Below are 17,211 nucleotides of genomic sequence, written 5' to 3'. Positions count from 1 at the left end.
TGATTGATTCGTTACTATACCTACCGCAATTTCTTTGAGCTGCGAAGAACCTTTCGAATTGATTATACTTCTTTCTAATAGGACCTGTAGTTCGGTTGAATCCTGGGCTTTATCTGGATCATATTCCGGTGTCTCGCCATTCTCTAAAATCAGCTCTGAGGAATCCATGTCGAGCTTATTTTCCCTTTTTTTCTAAAGGCTCTATACTTGATAAGTCTAGTACTAGCCATTTCTCTGACATAAAACAACCTGTCCCCATTAGGGAACAGGTTGTTTTATCATACTTATTTTGTCCATTCATCAATAACGTCCTGATGCTCGTCGATCCAGTTTTGTGCACCTTCTTCAGGACTGTCTGCTTCGTTTAAAGAAGCCATCAAGCTTCCAAGCTGTTGGTCATCCATCATGAAGTTATCGAACCATTTCACAACTTCAGGCTGGTCTTCTTCAAGACCTTTACGCGCTGCATAAGAAATGTTTTCAGACTCTCCATAAACCTTCTTCGTATCTTCTAGGAATTTAAGATCCATCTCAGCAAAAGCCCAGTGAGGTTTCCAAAGTGTAACTACAATTGGTTCTTCACTTTCGATTGCATTTTTAAGCTCTGTTGTCATTGTAGGGCCAGAAGAAGCCGCAAGTTCGTAATCAAGACCGTACTCACTAATCGCATCTTCTGTAAGTGACATAAGGCTTGCACCTGCATCAATTCCGACGATTTGCTTCTCTGGAAAAGCGTCAGAACCCTTAAGATCTTCTATCGTATTAACGTCTTCCATATAAGTAGGTACTACAAGTCCGAGCTCCGTTCCTTTATACCATTCTTCACGCCAATCAATTTCATCTTTGTATTTCTCATAGAATGGTTTGTCTGTATTTGGCAACCAGATTTCCATACCTATATCTAAATCTCCAGCGGAAAGGGCTTCATAAAGAAATCCTTTTTCAACTTGTTTCAGTTCAACGTCGTAGCCCTTCTCTTCCAAAATTATCTTCCACATGTTTGATACGGCTACGTTTTCTGCCCAGTTGTTCATTCCGATACTAATCGTACCTTTTTCTTCTGTGTTTCCAGCATTATCTTCGCCTTCGCCGCCGTTTGCAGAGTCACCTTCTTCATTTCCGCCTCCACACGCAGCAAGAATCAGAAGCATCCCTAAAAACAAGGCGGGTAGCCATTTACGTAAATGTAACATTAGTTGTCCTCCTCTAGTTAAGATTATTCATGTCATTCGTCTTAAATACAGTTTTGTATTATAGCATAAAACAAATCAAGTTTAAACAATTTAAACTGTACAAAAAAATTATTAAGTTTAGGGTTGCTTATACCCTTTTTCTTCCACCTCAGGTCATCCAGAATATGGATGACCTGAGGTGATATTTAATGGAGTCTATTGTTTGCGTTGATTAGCACGCCGGTCAGCTGCTTTGCTTCTTTCCATCGCTTCTAAATCTTCGTGGTCCGCTAATTCTTTAGAGAACTCTACGTCAATGCCGTCAGTCTTTTGATTCTTTGGTGTCTGAGGTAACTTATTCTTCTTCTTGCCTTTTGCATGGCGATGTTCATCTCTGCCCATGAAAATTTCCTCCTTTACATTGATCACTTTTAGTCTTTCACTTTTACATGGAAATATTCTGTACAAAACAGATTGTTATGACATCGTTTTAATGAATAAATTCAGTAGTAAGTACTACCCCAATCCCAAAGTCCCGCTTTTTGTTACACCTTTAACAATTACTAATGATCTTTGGAGGTATAAAACAACTAAAAAACCCCCACCTCAGGTCTTCCATATATTCCATATAATGGATGACCCGAGGTAGGGGGTTGTATTAAGTGATTATGCTTGGTTAAGGTTTTCTTGCTGATTCGATACTGTTTGCCCGCGCGTGATAGAGAAAAACGCCGTTGCAAGGGCTATCATTATGAAAAAACCACCAACCGTTGCATTATGGATAACCGATGACTGCTCAATGACCATGGCACCGATTGTAGACCCCAATGCAATCCCTAAATGTAGAGCAGAATTATTTAAGCTTTGCTGGATATCAGCCGTTTCTGGTGCCGAAGTAATTAAATAATTTTGCTGAGCAGGTGTAATCGCCCAGCTTAACGCGCTCCATAACACCATCACAATTAAGAAGACAGGAAGAGAAAAGGTGACATAAGGAATAATAAAAATCGCTACAGCGAAAACACTAATGATTCCAAGAATGCTCTTTTCCGATCCTAGCTTATCTGACAAGAATCCGCCGAAGCCACCTCCGGAAACCGCAGCAACACCAAAGATAAAGTAAGCGATACTTACCCACGTGCCGTCTAACCCCATCGTTGTTTTTAAGAACGGCGTCAGATACGCATACAGCGTTAAATGACCAGTCAAAAACAGGAACGATGTAAGTTGAGCTGAAAATATCTTTTGATCTTTTAACGTTTGAACTTGTTTCTTAATTGATAACACTGGTTTTGGCTCAATCTCCTCCAGTAAAAAGAAAACAGCGACCATCGAAAGCAGTGTCAAAATTGAGATGAGTAGGAAAGGAGCTCTCCAGTCAAATGCATTTCCTATCGTAAGCCCTAAAGGTACTCCCAGGACCAAGGATCCACTGATCCCCATAAAGATGGTTCCGATTGCTCGGCCCCGATATTCAGCTTGAACAATCGCTGAAGCCATGGTTACTCCTAAAACGACTAGTAAGGATCCGCTGGCCGCTGTAAAGATTCTAGCCAGCATAAGAATAGAGTAATTCGGACTAAAGAAAGCTAGAAGATTTCCTAAGAAGAAAATAAACAATGTCCATAATGTAAGACGTTTCCGTTCAACTTTAGCGGTAAGGGTCAGTAAAACCGGTGAAGCAATAGCAAAAACGAGTGAAAAAATTGTGATGAGAAGACCTGCTTGCCCAAGGCTCACACCTAAGTCTTCTGCTACAAGGTCGAGTGTCCCGCCAATAATCAACTCGACTGTTCCAACCACAAATGCGACTAAAGCTAAAAGATAGACTTTTTTATTCATAAATCATTATCCCTTCCATTTGGGTTACCACTACAATGGTAACCATAATCAACAAGGAATACAAGAAGTTTTACATTAATTTTACGAAAGGAAAGATTCCATGTATTCTTGAACATAGAAATTACTGAGAAGAGGGATGATGGTGTTACAAAAATTTGGATTCACACAGTATGAAAGCCAAGTGTTTGAAGTCTTGACAGCGAGTACTTCTCCTCTTGATGCCACGACAATAGTTAAATATTCACAAGTTCCAAAATCAAAAGTATACGAAGTACTAAACCGCCTGGCTGATAAAGGATTAATTTTAAGTTCATTTACTGACCGAAAAAAGCTTTATACTGCTCTCCCTTTAGAAACAATCATTGAAAAATTGACAGACGAATTTCAGACGAATGTTGAGGAATTAAAAAGTAAGAAATACTCTTTAACGCCAGTAGATGACAGGGTCTGGACAATCAAGAACAATGAAGCTATATATTCTCTTTCAAAACAAACCCTGTCAAAAGCATCCCGCAGCATATATTTCTCAGGGTGGGCGGATGACTTACTTCCTTTACTGCCACTTTTAGAAGAGAAACAGGAAAAAGGACTTGAAGTAGAAGTGATGTCCATCGGCGAAATAGATTCCATTTTGGAGAATAGCCACACCCTATTGCCAGACGTGAGACATGAAGCCCTTGAGCGCTACCAGTTATTGATTATTGATGAGAAAGAGCTGGTTTTTGCTGGGGTTGAACGTGGGGAATGGCAAGGAATTCAAACACTCTCCAGTCCACTGGTCAAATTCTTTACAGAGTTCTTTTTCCATGATGTAGCTCTTGCTGAAATCACACATAAGTATGAGGATACTCTGATGAAAGACGAAAAAATTAAAAACATCTTAATGAAATTACGATATTAAAAAATCGCGTACCCAACATTGGTGATTGGGTACGCGATTTTGTCTTGCTAAACCTTTTCTACTATATAGGCTTGTTTTTCCCTGTAGTATTTTTCGCCGTCTTCAGAGGAATGTTCAAAAAAACCTGAGAAGCTATCAACAACTTTATACTCTCTTTCTGGATCAGTAAATAGCTGTGATTCGTTGTTGGATAATACAACAACATCTGTAGTAGAGACAAAGCTGTCCAACTCTTTTGCCTTGTAATTTTGCCCAACTTCCACTTCGCTTAAACGATATTGACTCATGATTACATTCCACCTTTCTACATATCCAGTTTCCCAGATATTTGGAAGGTAAAACGTTATAGATGTGTTGGCACCAAACGAAAACCTTGCTGATATAAACCAGCAAGGTTCAAATAGGTAATAAATGCTTCCTATATAGCTTTATAATAAACTCGATGACTATCTTAGGATACTTTTTAGGAAAATATCGCTTCTGATAGTAGGTATAATAAGCTTTTTTAAGATCTGGCCAGTGCGTACACTCTTTTTCTTGTGTAAATCGTACAACATCAATGATTTTCACTTCATTCTCAGGTGTAATCATCATATTTTTCAAGTGAATATCAGAAGGATTCAACCCCCTGCTCTTCGCAAATTCAAGAGCTTTATCAACCTGTTTTACCATCTCAGGAGTAATTTTGATCCCCTGTACTAAACAATCGTAAAACGTAATACCCTCAACGAACTCAAGGACAAGGAATCCATCTCCTTCCTTAATCAGCTGTGGAAAAAAATCATGATTTGATAACATACGATAAACATCGGCTTCCTTTTTAGCCAGACCTTTAAACCTGGGGTAAAAAACTTTAACAGCATGATTGGTACCTTCAATCCTAAAAACAACTGCACTTCTTCCTTGCCCGATCCATTCGAGCTGTTTCGGGCCATTTACCAACCGGTCCCCATTGAAGTCAACGTGTGTAACCCACTCTTTGATCGTCTCCATAGGTCTCTCCTCTTTTAACAACCATCTCTCTCTTTTGTAGAAAGTATATCAAATTATATGGTAAATAGGTAAAGATTTGATAAAATAAGTCTGTTCGTTGACAATGAAAATCATTATCAATTATAATGAAAGCACCTTCTTTGTAAAGGAGAAAGACTTATGAATGAAACCATTGTTGTACTTAAAAGTTTTCAATTCGATAAACCTACGTCATGTCTTTGTGAACCCCAGACATACCAAATAAATAAGAAAGATCGTTTATATATTTTAGGAGATGCTCACTTTAACGAGATTCACGGGTGGTATATACCCTTGCAAAGAAACCAGGATGTACGCTTCCATATGTTTTTAGACGATCTAGAAGAGCTTTATAAACAAAATGTTATCTGTCCTGAGGTGGATATAGAGTTAGCTGCAAATTATCATCAATACAAAATAGACCACGCCTTAGATAATAAGAATTATGGACTTTTTATAAAACATACCAACCTCCTGAAAGAGTGGTCTGAATTCATCCATTTGAAGAATACGCCTAAGGAGAAGGTATAGAAATGGCTAAAATTTTGATTTGCTTCGGAAGTATGTCTGGAAACACTGAGGATATAGCTGATATCCTTTAGTCGCATTTGGAAGAAAGGGGTCACACTATTTATATGGAAGAATTAGATGAGATCGATCCTTCTTATCTACTCGAATATGATGGTGCAATCATCGGTTCTTACACGTGGAACGATGGAGACCTCCCTTATGAAGTTGAAGATTTTTATGACGAATTAGAAGAGGAAGATCTAACCGGAATTCCTGTCTGTGTATTCGGTTCAGGTGATAAAGCTTATCCTAGATTTTGCGAAGCGGTAAATACATTTGAGGAAGCCCTCGTTAACCGTGGAGCGACTCTTATTCAGGATGGACTAAAGATAGAATTGAATCCTGATGGAGAAGATGACCTGGAGAGTTGTAAATTGTTCGCTGAAAATGTTTCTAATTACCTTACAAAAGTCAAGGTTTAATAAAAACAGCCGCTTACTTTCTTTTGAAAGAGCGGCTGTTGATTTACTTATTTTTCTGTTCTAATTCCTGCTGAGCTCGTTTAATTAGTTCTTTGACCATTTGACCGCCCATCTGTCCTCCGATAGTACCTGCCTCTTTAGTCGTTAATTGGCCATTATACCCTTTTTGCAAAGGAATGCCCATCTCCTTGGCTACTTCATACTTAGCGTCTTCAGGCGTTTTTGCTTTACTTAACTTTGCCTTTAATTCATCCATTCCTTGTCTGGCTTCGGGTACGAGAAGCTTATTTCGTCTTGCCATTTGTTTTCTCCCTATTTTCCTTCCTGCTTATCTCTTCTCCATCATTACTGATTAAATGTCCGTCTTGATCCACACGATCAATCGTCCCATCGATTGTACCTTCAGTTAACGTATCTGAAGCTTGTTCGTGTGTGGTGGCAAGTCCCTTGGACACTTGATCAGCTTTATTATAATCTTCGGGTTCATAGGTGCGTTCAGCAATTTCTTCTGACTTATCTTTGGATTTTCTACTCAAGTGAAACCCTCCTTACCATTTCTTTTAGCGTTTGCAAAAGTTAATAAAGCATACACTGAAACGTCAAGCACATCTTTAGAGTAGAAATTTTCTTGGAGAAGTACCGTTCTTAGGGAATATCGTGTTTTCATTTACCATTGCCCCCTTTCAACCCCTGTACTTAAAAAAGGTAAAAAAGAAAGAAAATACGTACAACCAACCTGAACAGGATTATTATGATTCGATGAAGATTCAAGAAGAGGTTCTTCATGATAAAAGTCAAGGAAACTTGATATTTCTCTTAGCTGTTTTATTTTTTAAGTTGCAGAAGAAAATCTGAAGAATCAGGATAAAACAATACAAACTCATCCAAACTATTTTTGGAGGTGTTTATATATGAGCAAGAAAAGCAACTCAAAAAAAGGAAAAGTACCACCGACCGTTAACCCACAGGGATTATCTGAAGATATAGCAGATCAGCAACCGGACTCGCAATTAGAGCAAAAAGCTAAAAAAAGTAATACAAAACGCTAAAAAGCTGACTCTTTTTAAGTCAGCTTTTTCTGTTCACTAAACCCTCAACGAGCTTATAGGAAAAGGTCCTGTCATAAATTTGATAAATCGTTTGCGAAATCCTTACAGGATCACCAAAGAAAAAGCGCTCATATAACGTCTGTCGTGACCCAAATGAGCTCATCGTCAAGTCCCAAGCCAGCCTGAAAAGATCCACTCGTTCTTTTCCTCTACATTCAGCCCCCCTCAAGTAGTGATCAATTTCTTTACCGATTTTAGAAGAAAAGTCTGATTCTTTAGGAATAGACATTAAACCGCTAGCTCCCAGCAACTGAATGATTTCAGTGAACCTGGGATACAGTTCCTGAAATTGATTGATGGCTACATATAAGGGTCTTCGTGCAGGAACCATCACACCAGAAGAATCTAATTCTGCTTCCGCTTCTGAATATAGAAGTAAAGCTTTCAACGTTTCTAGTCCTTTGACGATCTCGGACATTTTATTTTGAATATGCTGATACTCCCCAATATTGATCGTTTCAACAATTTGATCAGCAACTCCGAGTATAAACTCCGTTTTGACAACTTGCCTTGAGGCAATTTGATGAAGAGTGAATGGAACAAACTTTCCTTTTATATAAAAATCATTAGCCGCAATAATATTATCATGAAGAAACACTCGCTCCCAAGGTACAAGAACATCATCAAAGATGACAATCGTATCCATCTCTTCAAATTTAGAAGACAATGGAGAATGCTCGTTTACGAAGGACTCTCGGCAGATAAACTTCAACCCTGACGTATCGCTTGGGATCGAAAAGCCATAAGAATGGCTGTTATCTTTAGCTCCTGGGGCAGAAAAGACAAGAATTTCATCAGTAATTCCACCCTGGGTAGCCAGAAGTTTGGCCCCTTTGATTATTAGGCCTTCTTCCATCCGTTTTACTATTCTTGCATTTGTTACGTCCTCTTCTAAAAAAGCAAGCTTTGATCGATTGGATTGAGGGTTGACGAACGTATGCGTAAACGATAAATCTTTTTGACAAGCATATTCATAAAATCGAGACAGTCTTTCAGGAAAACAGTTCGGTTTTCCTTTCAAAATATCTATAGAGGCGGCAAATGAAGCTAATACCGTGTTCATATAATCAGGACTTCTCCCCATCAGTCCGCCCGAATGACATGCCCATTGCTGAATCATTTTCCGCCGTTTTTCTAAATCGATTTTCGTTTTAGGGATAAGATAGGACATTCCTATCCGATCCCCTGTCCTCTCTGAAAGAAATGTCATGCTTTCCTTCCGTTCAATCTGCATGTCGTAAAGCTCTGATTGGGTTTGTATCACACCTTTAAAGGCTGGATGAGTTGAAATTTCTCCTTCGACCTTTTTACCATCCAGCCATACTTCCGTCTGCATGGCATCGATTCTCCTCTTATACTCTTCACCTGTAATAACCGGCATGATATCACTCCTCATTTTTGTGCCTCACACAAAAACAGCTGATAACATACCATATTAAACTGCGCCCAAAGTGTGAGTAATTCGCCCAGAATTTGTTTCTCGTGGAAAGGAATAAAAAAACAGCAGCCTCAAAATGGCTGCTGTTTTTCAGATTAGCGTCGGTCGCCACCCAAAATGTCAAAGATACCACCGGCGATACTGCCTTCCCCTTTATCGTTTCCTCCTCGCTGCGGGGAAGCTGCAAATACACGACTGGCTAAGCGGCTGAATGGCAAGGATTGAACCCAAACCGTTCCTGGACCTCTTAAGGTTGCGAAAAATAATCCTTCTCCGCCAAACAGTGCTGTTTTTACTTTCCCTACGAACTCTATGTTATAATCCACATCCCCCGTCATCGCTACCAGGCAGCCGGTATCAACCCTCAACGTTTCCCCTGGTTCGAGGACACGCTTATGCATCGTTCCCCCAGCATGGATGAAGCTCATGCCATCGCCCTCTAATTTTTGCATGATGAACCCTTCTCCGCCAAAAAAACCTGTTCCTAACTTACGCTGAAGTTCAATACCGACAGAAACTCCTTTTGCTGCAGCAAGAAAAGCATCTTTTTGACAAATTAGCTTGCCATTTAGTTCGCTTAAGTCCATTGGAATGATTTTTCCTGGATAAGGAGAAGCAAAGGAGACGTGTTTTTTCCCTTGACCTTCGTTCGTGAACGTCGTCATGAAAAGACTCTCACCAGTAATGACACGTTTTCCGGCTCCAAGTAGTTTGCCCATGAGGCCACCGCCGCTATCTTCAGAACCGTCACCAAAAATGGTTTCCATCCGGATCTGATCGTCCATCATCATCAGACTTCCGGCTTCAGCAATCACCGTTTCATCTGGATCGAGCTCCACTTCAACAAACTGCATATCGTCTCCATACAACTTGTAATCAATTTCATGATTATTCATGTCTCCATCTCCTTTTATTAGGCTAATAGAACATACGAAATTACACCGAAAATGATTCAGTTATTTACAGTTCTTTCTCCTTATCCTCCTTTATTTATTGCTATCTTTATTCTAGTCGTTTAGAGACTTTATGACTAGAGTCCAGGTGAGTGTTTTTTTGTAAAAAAAAGAAGAATCGTGAAAGAACAACGTCGTTCTTTTACGATTCTTCTTAGAATTTTATGGGTTTGTTACCTTCTCTTGGGTGAACTGATCTGCTTCTGTTGATCCTTTTAATGCAGTTGTCGAGGATGTTCCTCCTGAAATGACTTGAGCCACTTCATCAAAATATCCAGTCCCTACCTCTCGTTGATGGCGCGTGGCAGAATAACCATAGGTTTCGCTAGCAAACTCTGCCTGTTGCAACTCAGAGTAAGCTTCCATTCCACGATCTTTATATTGTCTAGCTAATTCGAACATGCCATGGTTAAGGGCATGGAAACCAGCGAGTGTAACGAATTGGAACTTGTAGCCCATTTTTCCTAACTCACGCTGGAAATTAGCGATGGTTTCATCATCGAGTTTCTTTTTCCAATTAAACGATGGAGAACAGTTATAAGCAAGGAGTTTACCAGGGTATTTCTCATGAATGGCTTCTGCAAACCTTCTTGCTTCCTCAAGGTTTGGTTCAGAAGTTTCACACCATACCAGATCCGCATATGGAGCATAAGCAAGCCCGCGCGCAATCGCTTGATCCAAACCAGCTCTCGTTTTGTAAAATCCCTCTGCCGTTCGTTCCCCTGTGATAAAAGCTGCATCTGTGTCATCTACATCACTTGTGATCAGGTCGGCAGCATTTGCGTCCGTACGTGCAATGATGATGGTCGGAACGCCCATGACATCTGCAGCAAATCGTGCTGAAATCAAATTACGTACTGCTGTCTGTGTTGGTAAGAGCACCTTTCCACCGAGATGACCGCATTTTTTCTCGGAAGAAAGCTGATCTTCAAAGTGGACCGCCGAAGCACCTGCTTCAATCATGCCTTTCATCAATTCAAATACATTCAGCTGGCCCCCAAACCCAGCTTCGGCATCGGCCACAATCGGTGCGAACCAATCGATATCATTTTTACCTTCCATATGGTGAATTTGATCAGCTCGCTGCAAAGCCTGATTGATCCTTTTGACAACTTGAGGAACACTATTTGCCGGATAAAGGCTTTGGTCTGGATACATATGACCGGATAAGTTCGCATCAGCAGCTACTTGCCAGCCGCTGAGATAAATCGCTTTCAAACCTGCTTTCACTTGTTGCATCGCCTGGTTTCCTGTCAATGCCCCAAGAGCGTGCACATAGTTTTCATTGTTTAACAGCTTCCAAAGTTTTTCTGAACCTTTCTCAGCTAATGTATATTGAATATCCATCGAGCCACGAAGTCTTATGACATCCTCCGGTTCATAAGGACGGGTTACCCCTCTCCAACGTTCTTCGTTTTGCCACTCTCTCTGCAACTTTTCAACTCTTTCATTCATAAACATTATCCCCCTTAAGATTGACCATTATTGTTAGAAACACTGAATATTCACCAGAAAACCATTATGCACCACCGATTGATAAACGACTTTCTCGCACCCCTGATATTTATGATTAAAGAAACCTTTTGTTATATAAAAGTTAGCTATTAAATTTAACTGATATATAACAGATAAACCAAAAAATTATTCGTCTTTCTTAGAAAGACAGCGATCACATTCCATCATGTAAGTATAAGTATGACCTTTCACTTCAGAACCACACTGCGGGCATGTAACTGTTTGACGATTTTTCGTTTCTTTCATTTTAATTCCTCCTCTTTAATATAACAGTTTTAATTATCTCTATCTGTTATGGTACAGTTTACGTTGAGTGAAGCAGAAATGCAACCATTTTTTGAAATTTTTTCTTCAATTGGGCGATAAGGTTTGCTGGAATGCCGGTTTCATGGGGTTTTTGTCCGGCATAATTTTTAATTTGTAGTCAACTGACGGAGTTGGATTGTGGAAAATTTGGAGTGCTTGTGACAGTTTAGGTCTGACTTTGGATCATTTAAGCTAAAAGGAAGGTTGGCTTCCATCTAACAAGTTAAGCAGAGCTTCTTGTCTTTTTTCTAAAACCTTTTATTTTACCTCATCAAAATATTAAAGCCTACCAGTAGTGGCAGGCTTGATTTACTTTATGAAAATATACGGTCGATTTGTGAGATCTCATCATCTGACAGGTCCACGTCCAGGGTCTTCAAGTTGTCGACTACTTGACGATCACGCTTCGCACCTGGAATGACTGCATCAATAGACGGCTGGTTTAAATACCAGGCCAAAACAACATGGGGAACATCCACGCCTTTTTTCTGTGCAATTGGCCTCAACTGATCAACTTTGGCTAAATTTTTCATAAACGCTTCTCCTTGAAAGAGAGGGTTTTTTGCTCGGAAGTCATCAAATTTGGTGTTTTTATCATACTTACCAGCTAATAGACCAGAAGCGAACGGAAAGTATGGCACAAAAGAAATGTCGTTCTCGGCGGTGTAAGGAAGCATCTCCTTTTCAGCTTCACGTTTAAATAAATTGTACTCGCCTTGAATAACATCGACATATCCATCTTTGTTGGCCTCTTTTAATTGATCTAGAGAAAAATTTGAAACACCAATTGATCTGATCTTTCCTTCATCTTTTAATTCTTTCAAAGCCCCTACAGCTTCATCCTTTGGGGTCTCCTCATCCGGAAAATGAATATAATACAAGTCAATATAATAGGTTCTTAGACGCTGCAAGCTATCCTCAACCGATTTTTTTAAGAAGTTAGGAGAATTATTAAATACAACGTCTTCTCCTTTAAACTGATGTGCACCTTTCGTCGCAAGAATGATGTTTTCACGCTTGTACTCCTGCATCACTTCGCCTACTAATTCCTCTGATCTTTCAGGACCATAGATAAATGCTGTATCAAAAAAATTGATTCCGTTGTCGATAGCCGTGCGTACGACATCCTTGCCCGCTTCTTCATCTAAGTTAGGATAAATATTATGGCCTCCGACCGCATTAGTTCCAAGACCAATTGGGTTAACGTGCAAACCTGACTTGCCTAATTGTGTATTTTTATCCACTTTTTCATCTCCTCTTCATAATCACTTCCCTTTGATATTTACCACATCTATCCAATCAAAAAACAAAAGTGACCTCCTCAATGGGTAAGTCACTTATCTACCATCAGTTTGATAAATTCTTGCAGAGCTGGTGAGAGCCATTTCTTTTTATGATATACAAGCTGAATCATCATTCCGAAATCATCATAGTCAAAATCCAGTCTGGCCAATCGTCCGATTTCTAAGTCCTGCTTCACCGTCATTTCTGGAAGCATAGCGATTCCAAGGTCGTCCACCACACATTGTTTAATCGCTTCAAGACTCGTAAAGGATATAATTGAACGAGCTTGAATCCCTTTTTCTTTTATTAGATTTTCTAGTGCTTTACGATAGGAACAATCTTTTTCAGTTAAAATCAACGTTTCCTCTTGCAGCAGCTTTACATCCAGCTTTTCTTGATTAGCAAGATTATGATTTGGCGGAGCAACCATAACCATCTTCTCGCGCCGTAATGGTATGGACTTTAAATGAGGGTGGTTGATTTGTTCGTCAAGAACTACTGCTAAATCGTAGTGGCTTTCTAGTATCCCTTCCAGTAGATTCGGACACAAACCTGATTCAAGTTGAATTCTCATATCAGGATTCTTTTCTTTAAAGAGCTTCACAGTTCCGGTTATAAAATAGGCTGCAAGAGATTCAACCGTTCCAATCCTGAGTGTTCCTCTCATCCTACTTGTTTGGGAGAGTTTACCCTCGGCTTCTTCCATGAGGCTCAGAACTTGTTGGACATAATACAAAAGTTCTTCTCCGGATTGCGTTAGTCTCATTCTCTGACCAACTCGTTCAAACAATTTCACGTGATAATGTTCTTCTAGTTTCTTGATTTGGGTCGTAACGCTTGATTGAGCGTAGCCGAGTTCTTCCCCCGTACGTGTGTAACTGCCCCATCTAGCCACTTCTTTAAAGGTATAGAAATATGATAAGTCCATAGGCTCTCCTTCCATCAAAAGTTACGATACTCTATATCATTAATTATAGATATCTACAATGGCTAAGGCAATGCTATACTATTTACGAACTACAACGACCAAGGAGTGTAAAGATGAAAATCTTAACGATATTAGGCAGCTCTCGGAAAGATGGAAATACAGAACTATTAGTGCGCAAAGCTTTGGATAATGTAGATCATACAACCATTCGCCTAAGTGATTATCACATAAAACCGATTGTTGATCTTAGACATTCAGCAACAGGATTTTATCCAGTAAATGATGATTACGAGGAGTTGCTAGCCCAATTTCTGAGCCATGATCTTATCATTTTTGCCACACCAATTTACTGGTTCGGAATGTCTGGCCAAATGAAGATATTTATAGACCGCTGGTCACAATATTTGCGCGATGAACGTTTTAATTTCAAGGAAAAACTAGCTCATCAAAAAGCTTATGTCATGATGACAGGCGGAAGCGACCCTAAGTTCACCGGGTTACCTTTGATCCAGCAATTTGACCATATTTTTGATTTTGTCGACATGTCATTTGAAGACTATATTATTGGTCATGCTGTTAAGCCAGAAGAAATTCTAAAAGACCTATCAGCGTTAAAGAAAGCAGAAGAATGGAATGAACATTTCAAAAATTTATAAATGGACAAAATACACGAACAAATGTTCTTGTATTTAAATTGAAACTCGTTTACAATAGAAACAAATCTAAATTCTATTAAAGGAGTGTTCATATGAAACACCAGGCTACCCCTTACTTAACGTTTAACGGTAATGCTAAAGAAGCTCTAGAATATTATAAGGAAGTATTTGGCGGCGAAGTCATCGGCCTGCAAACATTCGGTGAATCAGATTTCGAAACTCCTCCACAAATGGATGATAAGGTTATGCATGCCAGCTATAAAAAAGATAGGCTCGTTTTTATGATTTCAGATTCATTCTCTGCCGACGCTTTTAAAGCTGGAAACAATATTTCGTTAGTCCTAGAATTAGAAAGTGCTGAGGAGATTCAAACTTATTATAAACGTTTAAAAGAAAAGGGTACTGTTTTAATGGAAATACAGGATACTTTTTGGGGCGCTACATATGCAAAGGTAAAAGATGAATACGGAATTATTTGGGATCTAAACTTTACAAAAGACAAATAAATAATGAATAAAAGCGGCTCCTGCCAGAGCCGCTCTCCCTTTATTTTTCTAAATGTAATGTACAATTGAACCGATCACAAACCCAATGACCTTCTCTAAGAACAACTTCTGTTACCGAAGTATTTTTCATATGTTCTTCTTTTATATTATCAGGGTCCAACTCTCTCAGCAGGTAACTAATCACCCCGCCATGACTTACTACGATAATATTTGTACCAGGAGCATTCTCTTCTGCCAAGTCTTCCATAAAAGAAAGACTTCTTTTTACAACACTCTCCGGCTTTTCCATGCCAAGTTCAAGACTTCTCCAATTTTCGCCCCACTTTTTAACTCTTTCTTCTTCCGTCGTACCTTCTATTTGACCTCCACCAGCTTCTCGCAAGCGGGGATCAAATTTAACGTGCAACCCCACTTTTCTACTGATAATACCTGCGGTCTGTTTTGCCCGTTGTAGAGGACTTGAATATAAGGCATCCCACTTTTCAGCTTCAAGCCTTTCAGCCAATTTTTCAGCATCTTTCCTGCCTTCAATGTCAAGAGGAATGTCTGAGCTGCCTTGCGCCCTTTTTTCTTTGTTCCATTGCGTGCTTCCATGGCGGATGAATGTTAGTTTCATCTTCTGTGCCCCCTTTTCAAAAGCTCTCCCTGTCTATTCTAGAATGGATAGATAAACTCCTTTGTTTTCGTTGCCCCTTTCTACAAGTAAAAGGGATCGCTCTAAGCAAGCGATCCCCGGTTCCTTAATCTAAATCCAAATCTGTTACAGCACCTTTTGCAGAAGAAGAAACTAAGCGGGCGTATTTTGCTAAAGTTCCCGTCTTATGTTTTAGGGCTGGACTCTCCCATGCTTGACGACGTCTTTCAAGTTCACTTTCTGAAACGTCAAAATTGATTTGCTGGGTATCACTATCTATCGTGATTGTATCTCCTTCTTGCAGCAACCCAACTGGTCCACCGACTGCGGCTTCAGGGGCTACGTGACCAATGACAAAGCCGTGGGAACCACCAGAGAATCGCCCATCTGTTAAGAGAGCAACTTTACCTCCGAGTCCTTTACCGACAATCATCGCTGTAACGGAGAGCATCTCAGGCATCCCTGGTCCTCCTTTAGGACCAACGTTACGGATGACTAAAACATCACCTTCTTTAATATCATTGTTTACAATCGCATCGGTCGCTTCTGCTTCACTATCATATACGCGCGCCGGTCCTTCAAAACGACTGATTTTTTGACCGGACATTTTTGCAACTGCTCCCTCAGGGGCTAAATTACCCTTAAGAACAACGAGTGGTCCATTTGGCTTGATAGGATCTTCAAGCGGTAGGATTACTTTTTGCCCTTCTTTAAGTGGAGTAGCTTCAGCAAGATTTTCTGCAACAGTTTTTCCAGTAACGGTCAAACAATCACCGTGCAGCAAGCCATGCTCATGAAGCAGCTTCATTACTGCTGGCACACCTCCACTTTCATAAAGGTCCTGCATGACATAACGACCACTTGGTTTCATATCAGCAATATGTGGAACATTCTGTCTTATTCTTTCAAAATCATCAAGACTCAAATCGACTCCTGCAGAGTGAGAAATGGCCAGCAGGTGAAGAAAAGCGTTTGTAGATCCACCAAGGGCCATAACAACAGTGATGGCATTTTCAAAAGCTTCTTTGGTCATGATATCACGTGGATAGATATCTTTTTCCAGCAAATTAACAACCATTTCACCAGCTTGCTTACACTCAGATTCCTTGTAATCATTAACAGCAGGGGTCGAAGATGAACCAGGAATGCTCATACCAAGGGCTTCCACGGCAGCGGCCATCGTGTTCGCTGTGTACATTCCCCCGCATGCACCTGCCCCAGGACAAGCACTGCACTCTACCTTATGAAGCTCTTCATCATTAATTTGACCTTCATGGTACTGCCCTACCGCTTCAAATGAGGAAACGATATCGATATCTTTCCCATTTAACTTCCCAGGCTGAATCGTTCCCCCGTACACATAAACAGACGGTATGTTCATGCGTCCGATCGCCATCATACAACCAGGAGTAGTTTTGTCACATCCTCCGATAGCAACGACCCCATCTAGGCGTTCAGCATTCGTAACTGTTTCAATCGAATCAGCAATAATTTCGCGGCTCGGAAGTGAATAGTGCATTCCTTCGTGTCCCATGGCAATTCCATCAGAAACGGTAATTGTGTTAAAGATCATTGGCGCGCCGCCATTCTCTTTTGCTCCACTCTTCGCTTCGCGTGCCAAACGATCGATATGTACGTTACATGGGGTTACCTCACTCCATGTACTTGCTACACCGATCATTGGCTTTTTAAAATCTTCGTCGGTAAACCCAACAGCTCTCAGCATTGAGCGGTTCGGGACTCGGTTGACACCTTCACTGATGACTTTACTTTTTATTCTTAAATCTTTTTTGTTTTTTTCCATCCCTTACACTCCTTCGTAGTATATTTCCTTGCATGTCGAATTTTTTAGAATTTTAATTAACTTATCATGATGATACTAACTTAGAGCCCACTTCGCAATAACTTTTCAGAAAATATCAAACTTTCCTAATAGTGAAGCGCTTTCATATGTATAAAAGACT

General features: G+C 40.0%; 22 protein-coding genes. 7 read left to right on the top strand and 15 right to left on the bottom strand.

Annotated features, from left to right (window positions below):
• Window positions 1-284: 284 nt before the first annotated feature.
• The 3 genes from ACRYKC_RS11015 to ACRYKC_RS11005 all read right to left on the bottom strand — a co-directional run bounded on the left by ACRYKC_RS11015 (window position 285) and on the right by ACRYKC_RS11005 (window position 3,014).
• The gene (locus tag ACRYKC_RS11015) at window positions 285-1,193 is read right to left on the bottom strand and encodes a glycine betaine ABC transporter substrate-binding protein (protein WP_433806777.1); all 909 of its coding nucleotides are present in this window, start codon (window positions 1,191-1,193) and stop codon (window positions 285-287) included.
• Window positions 1,194-1,388: 195 nt separating this feature from the next.
• Entirely contained in the window at window positions 1,389-1,574 is a 186-nt protein-coding gene (locus tag ACRYKC_RS11010; protein ID WP_085029124.1) for a YfhD family protein, read from the bottom strand.
• A 264-nt stretch (window positions 1,575-1,838) separates the two neighbouring features.
• The gene (locus ACRYKC_RS11005; protein ID WP_433806776.1) at window positions 1,839-3,014 is read right to left on the bottom strand and encodes an MFS transporter; all 1,176 of its coding nucleotides are present in this window, start codon (window positions 3,012-3,014) and stop codon (window positions 1,839-1,841) included.
• A gap of 142 nt (window positions 3,015-3,156) precedes the next feature.
• Here ACRYKC_RS11005 and ACRYKC_RS11000 point away from each other — a divergent pair, with 142 nt between their 5' ends.
• Entirely contained in the window at window positions 3,157-3,915 is a 759-nt protein-coding gene (locus tag ACRYKC_RS11000; RefSeq protein WP_433806775.1) for a TrmB family transcriptional regulator, read from the top strand.
• 47 nt (window positions 3,916-3,962) lie between these two features.
• Here ACRYKC_RS11000 and ACRYKC_RS10995 read toward each other — a convergent pair whose 3' ends face one another.
• Together ACRYKC_RS10995 and ACRYKC_RS10990 are read right to left on the bottom strand one after the other, a co-directional pair.
• Window positions 3,963-4,202, bottom strand: coding sequence for a hypothetical protein (locus tag ACRYKC_RS10995; RefSeq protein WP_433806774.1), 240 nt, complete (start codon window positions 4,200-4,202; stop codon window positions 3,963-3,965).
• Window positions 4,203-4,311: 109 nt separating this feature from the next.
• Window positions 4,312-4,908 (bottom strand): serine/threonine protein kinase, encoded by a 597-nt coding sequence (locus ACRYKC_RS10990; protein WP_433806773.1) that lies wholly within the window; start codon window positions 4,906-4,908, stop codon window positions 4,312-4,314.
• 159 nt (window positions 4,909-5,067) lie between these two features.
• Between ACRYKC_RS10990 and ACRYKC_RS10985 the strand changes: the two genes are divergently transcribed.
• Both ACRYKC_RS10985 and ACRYKC_RS10980 read left to right on the top strand, forming a co-directional pair.
• On the top strand, window positions 5,068-5,457 hold the full coding sequence (locus tag ACRYKC_RS10985) for a hypothetical protein (protein ID WP_433806772.1): 390 nt from the start codon (window positions 5,068-5,070) through the stop codon (window positions 5,455-5,457).
• A 77-nt stretch (window positions 5,458-5,534) separates the two neighbouring features.
• Entirely contained in the window at window positions 5,535-5,918 is a 384-nt protein-coding gene (locus tag ACRYKC_RS10980; protein ID WP_433806771.1) for a flavodoxin domain-containing protein, read from the top strand.
• 43 nt (window positions 5,919-5,961) lie between these two features.
• Here ACRYKC_RS10980 and ACRYKC_RS10975 read toward each other — a convergent pair whose 3' ends face one another.
• Window positions 5,962-6,219 (bottom strand): alpha/beta-type small acid-soluble spore protein, encoded by a 258-nt coding sequence (locus ACRYKC_RS10975; RefSeq protein ID WP_433806770.1) that lies wholly within the window; start codon window positions 6,217-6,219, stop codon window positions 5,962-5,964.
• Window positions 6,203-6,454 (bottom strand): YozQ family protein, encoded by a 252-nt coding sequence (locus tag ACRYKC_RS10970; protein ID WP_433806769.1) that lies wholly within the window; start codon window positions 6,452-6,454, stop codon window positions 6,203-6,205. The genes ACRYKC_RS10975 and ACRYKC_RS10970 overlap by 17 nt, the downstream gene beginning before the upstream one ends.
• A 121-nt stretch (window positions 6,455-6,575) precedes the next feature.
• Here ACRYKC_RS10970 and ACRYKC_RS10965 point away from each other — a divergent pair, with 121 nt between their 5' ends.
• Both ACRYKC_RS10965 and sspL read left to right on the top strand, forming a co-directional pair.
• Window positions 6,576-6,773, top strand: a complete 198-nt coding sequence (locus ACRYKC_RS10965; protein WP_433806768.1) for a DUF3949 domain-containing protein — start codon at window positions 6,576-6,578, stop codon at window positions 6,771-6,773.
• Between the two features lie 56 nt (window positions 6,774-6,829).
• The gene (sspL, locus tag ACRYKC_RS10960; RefSeq protein ID WP_085029115.1) at window positions 6,830-6,967 is read left to right on the top strand and encodes a small, acid-soluble spore protein L; all 138 of its coding nucleotides are present in this window, start codon (window positions 6,830-6,832) and stop codon (window positions 6,965-6,967) included.
• A 19-nt stretch (window positions 6,968-6,986) separates the two neighbouring features.
• On the opposite strand, the gene hpaB is transcribed toward sspL, so the two are convergent.
• From hpaB to ACRYKC_RS10930, 6 genes are all read right to left on the bottom strand, one after another.
• Window positions 6,987-8,408: a 4-hydroxyphenylacetate 3-monooxygenase, oxygenase component gene (gene hpaB, locus ACRYKC_RS10955; protein WP_433806767.1), complete on the bottom strand. Its 1,422-nt coding sequence runs from the start codon at window positions 8,406-8,408 to the stop codon at window positions 6,987-6,989.
• Between the two features lie 152 nt (window positions 8,409-8,560).
• Window positions 8,561-9,361, bottom strand: coding sequence for a TIGR00266 family protein (locus ACRYKC_RS10950; protein ID WP_085029113.1), 801 nt, complete (start codon window positions 9,359-9,361; stop codon window positions 8,561-8,563).
• A 219-nt stretch (window positions 9,362-9,580) separates the two neighbouring features.
• Window positions 9,581-10,873, bottom strand: a complete 1,293-nt coding sequence (gene aceA, locus ACRYKC_RS10945; RefSeq protein ID WP_433806766.1) for an isocitrate lyase — start codon at window positions 10,871-10,873, stop codon at window positions 9,581-9,583.
• A 186-nt stretch (window positions 10,874-11,059) separates the two neighbouring features.
• Window positions 11,060-11,179 (bottom strand): YhfH family protein, encoded by a 120-nt coding sequence (locus ACRYKC_RS10940; RefSeq protein WP_157130776.1) that lies wholly within the window; start codon window positions 11,177-11,179, stop codon window positions 11,060-11,062.
• Between the two features lie 374 nt (window positions 11,180-11,553).
• Entirely contained in the window at window positions 11,554-12,483 is a 930-nt protein-coding gene (locus tag ACRYKC_RS10935; protein ID WP_433806765.1) for an aldo/keto reductase, read from the bottom strand.
• Window positions 12,484-12,572: 89 nt separating this feature from the next.
• The gene (locus ACRYKC_RS10930) at window positions 12,573-13,451 is read right to left on the bottom strand and encodes a LysR family transcriptional regulator (protein ID WP_433806764.1); all 879 of its coding nucleotides are present in this window, start codon (window positions 13,449-13,451) and stop codon (window positions 12,573-12,575) included.
• Window positions 13,452-13,570: 119 nt separating this feature from the next.
• Here ACRYKC_RS10930 and ACRYKC_RS10925 point away from each other — a divergent pair, with 119 nt between their 5' ends.
• Window positions 13,571-14,107, top strand: coding sequence for a flavodoxin family protein (locus tag ACRYKC_RS10925; protein WP_433806872.1), 537 nt, complete (start codon window positions 13,571-13,573; stop codon window positions 14,105-14,107).
• Between the two features lie 92 nt (window positions 14,108-14,199).
• Window positions 14,200-14,613, top strand: coding sequence for a VOC family protein (locus ACRYKC_RS10920; RefSeq protein ID WP_433806763.1), 414 nt, complete (start codon window positions 14,200-14,202; stop codon window positions 14,611-14,613).
• 40 nt (window positions 14,614-14,653) lie between these two features.
• Here ACRYKC_RS10920 and ACRYKC_RS10915 read toward each other — a convergent pair whose 3' ends face one another.
• Together ACRYKC_RS10915 and ilvD are read right to left on the bottom strand one after the other, a co-directional pair.
• On the bottom strand, window positions 14,654-15,229 hold the full coding sequence (locus ACRYKC_RS10915) for a histidine phosphatase family protein (RefSeq protein ID WP_433806762.1): 576 nt from the start codon (window positions 15,227-15,229) through the stop codon (window positions 14,654-14,656).
• A gap of 124 nt (window positions 15,230-15,353) precedes the next feature.
• Window positions 15,354-17,051, bottom strand: a complete 1,698-nt coding sequence (gene ilvD, locus ACRYKC_RS10910) for a dihydroxy-acid dehydratase (RefSeq protein WP_433806761.1) — start codon at window positions 17,049-17,051, stop codon at window positions 15,354-15,356.
• Window positions 17,052-17,211 lie beyond the last annotated feature (160 nt).

Origin of the sequence: Halobacillus sp. A1-3 (genome assembly GCF_050971765.1) — a bacterium.
In the GTDB taxonomy this organism is placed as follows: Bacteria; Bacillota; Bacilli; order Bacillales; family Halobacillaceae; genus Halobacillus; species Halobacillus mangrovi_B.
This window is presented reverse-complemented; position numbering and strand designations above follow the sequence as displayed.

Excerpts from the sequence above, each read along its gene's own strand:
- ACRYKC_RS10920 (WP_433806763.1), top strand. The coding sequence starts at position 14,200 with ATGAAACACCAGGCTACCCCTTACTTAACGTTTAACGGTAATGCTAAA.
- ACRYKC_RS11010 (WP_085029124.1), bottom strand. The coding sequence starts at position 1,574 with ATGGGCAGAGATGAACATCGCCATGCAAAAGGCAAGAAGAAGAATAAG.
- aceA (WP_433806766.1), bottom strand. The coding sequence starts at position 10,873 with ATGAATGAAAGAGTTGAAAAGTTGCAGAGAGAGTGGCAAAACGAAGAA.
- ACRYKC_RS11015 (WP_433806777.1), bottom strand. The coding sequence starts at position 1,193 with ATGTTACATTTACGTAAATGGCTACCCGCCTTGTTTTTAGGGATGCTT.
- ACRYKC_RS10985 (WP_433806772.1), top strand. The coding sequence starts at position 5,068 with ATGAATGAAACCATTGTTGTACTTAAAAGTTTTCAATTCGATAAACCT.
- ACRYKC_RS10995 (WP_433806774.1), bottom strand. The coding sequence starts at position 4,202 with ATGAGTCAATATCGTTTAAGCGAAGTGGAAGTTGGGCAAAATTACAAG.
- ACRYKC_RS11005 (WP_433806776.1), bottom strand. The coding sequence starts at position 3,014 with ATGAATAAAAAAGTCTATCTTTTAGCTTTAGTCGCATTTGTGGTTGGA.
- ACRYKC_RS10975 (WP_433806770.1), bottom strand. The coding sequence starts at position 6,219 with ATGGCAAGACGAAATAAGCTTCTCGTACCCGAAGCCAGACAAGGAATG.
- sspL (WP_085029115.1), top strand. The coding sequence starts at position 6,830 with ATGAGCAAGAAAAGCAACTCAAAAAAAGGAAAAGTACCACCGACCGTT.
- ilvD (WP_433806761.1), bottom strand. The coding sequence starts at position 17,051 with ATGGAAAAAAACAAAAAAGATTTAAGAATAAAAAGTAAAGTCATCAGT.
- hpaB (WP_433806767.1), bottom strand. The coding sequence starts at position 8,408 with ATGCCGGTTATTACAGGTGAAGAGTATAAGAGGAGAATCGATGCCATG.
- ACRYKC_RS10950 (WP_085029113.1), bottom strand. The coding sequence starts at position 9,361 with ATGAATAATCATGAAATTGATTACAAGTTGTATGGAGACGATATGCAG.
- ACRYKC_RS10930 (WP_433806764.1), bottom strand. The coding sequence starts at position 13,451 with ATGGACTTATCATATTTCTATACCTTTAAAGAAGTGGCTAGATGGGGC.
- ACRYKC_RS10940 (WP_157130776.1), bottom strand. The coding sequence starts at position 11,179 with ATGAAAGAAACGAAAAATCGTCAAACAGTTACATGCCCGCAGTGTGGT.
- ACRYKC_RS10915 (WP_433806762.1), bottom strand. The coding sequence starts at position 15,229 with ATGAAACTAACATTCATCCGCCATGGAAGCACGCAATGGAACAAAGAA.
- ACRYKC_RS10990 (WP_433806773.1), bottom strand. The coding sequence starts at position 4,908 with ATGGAGACGATCAAAGAGTGGGTTACACACGTTGACTTCAATGGGGAC.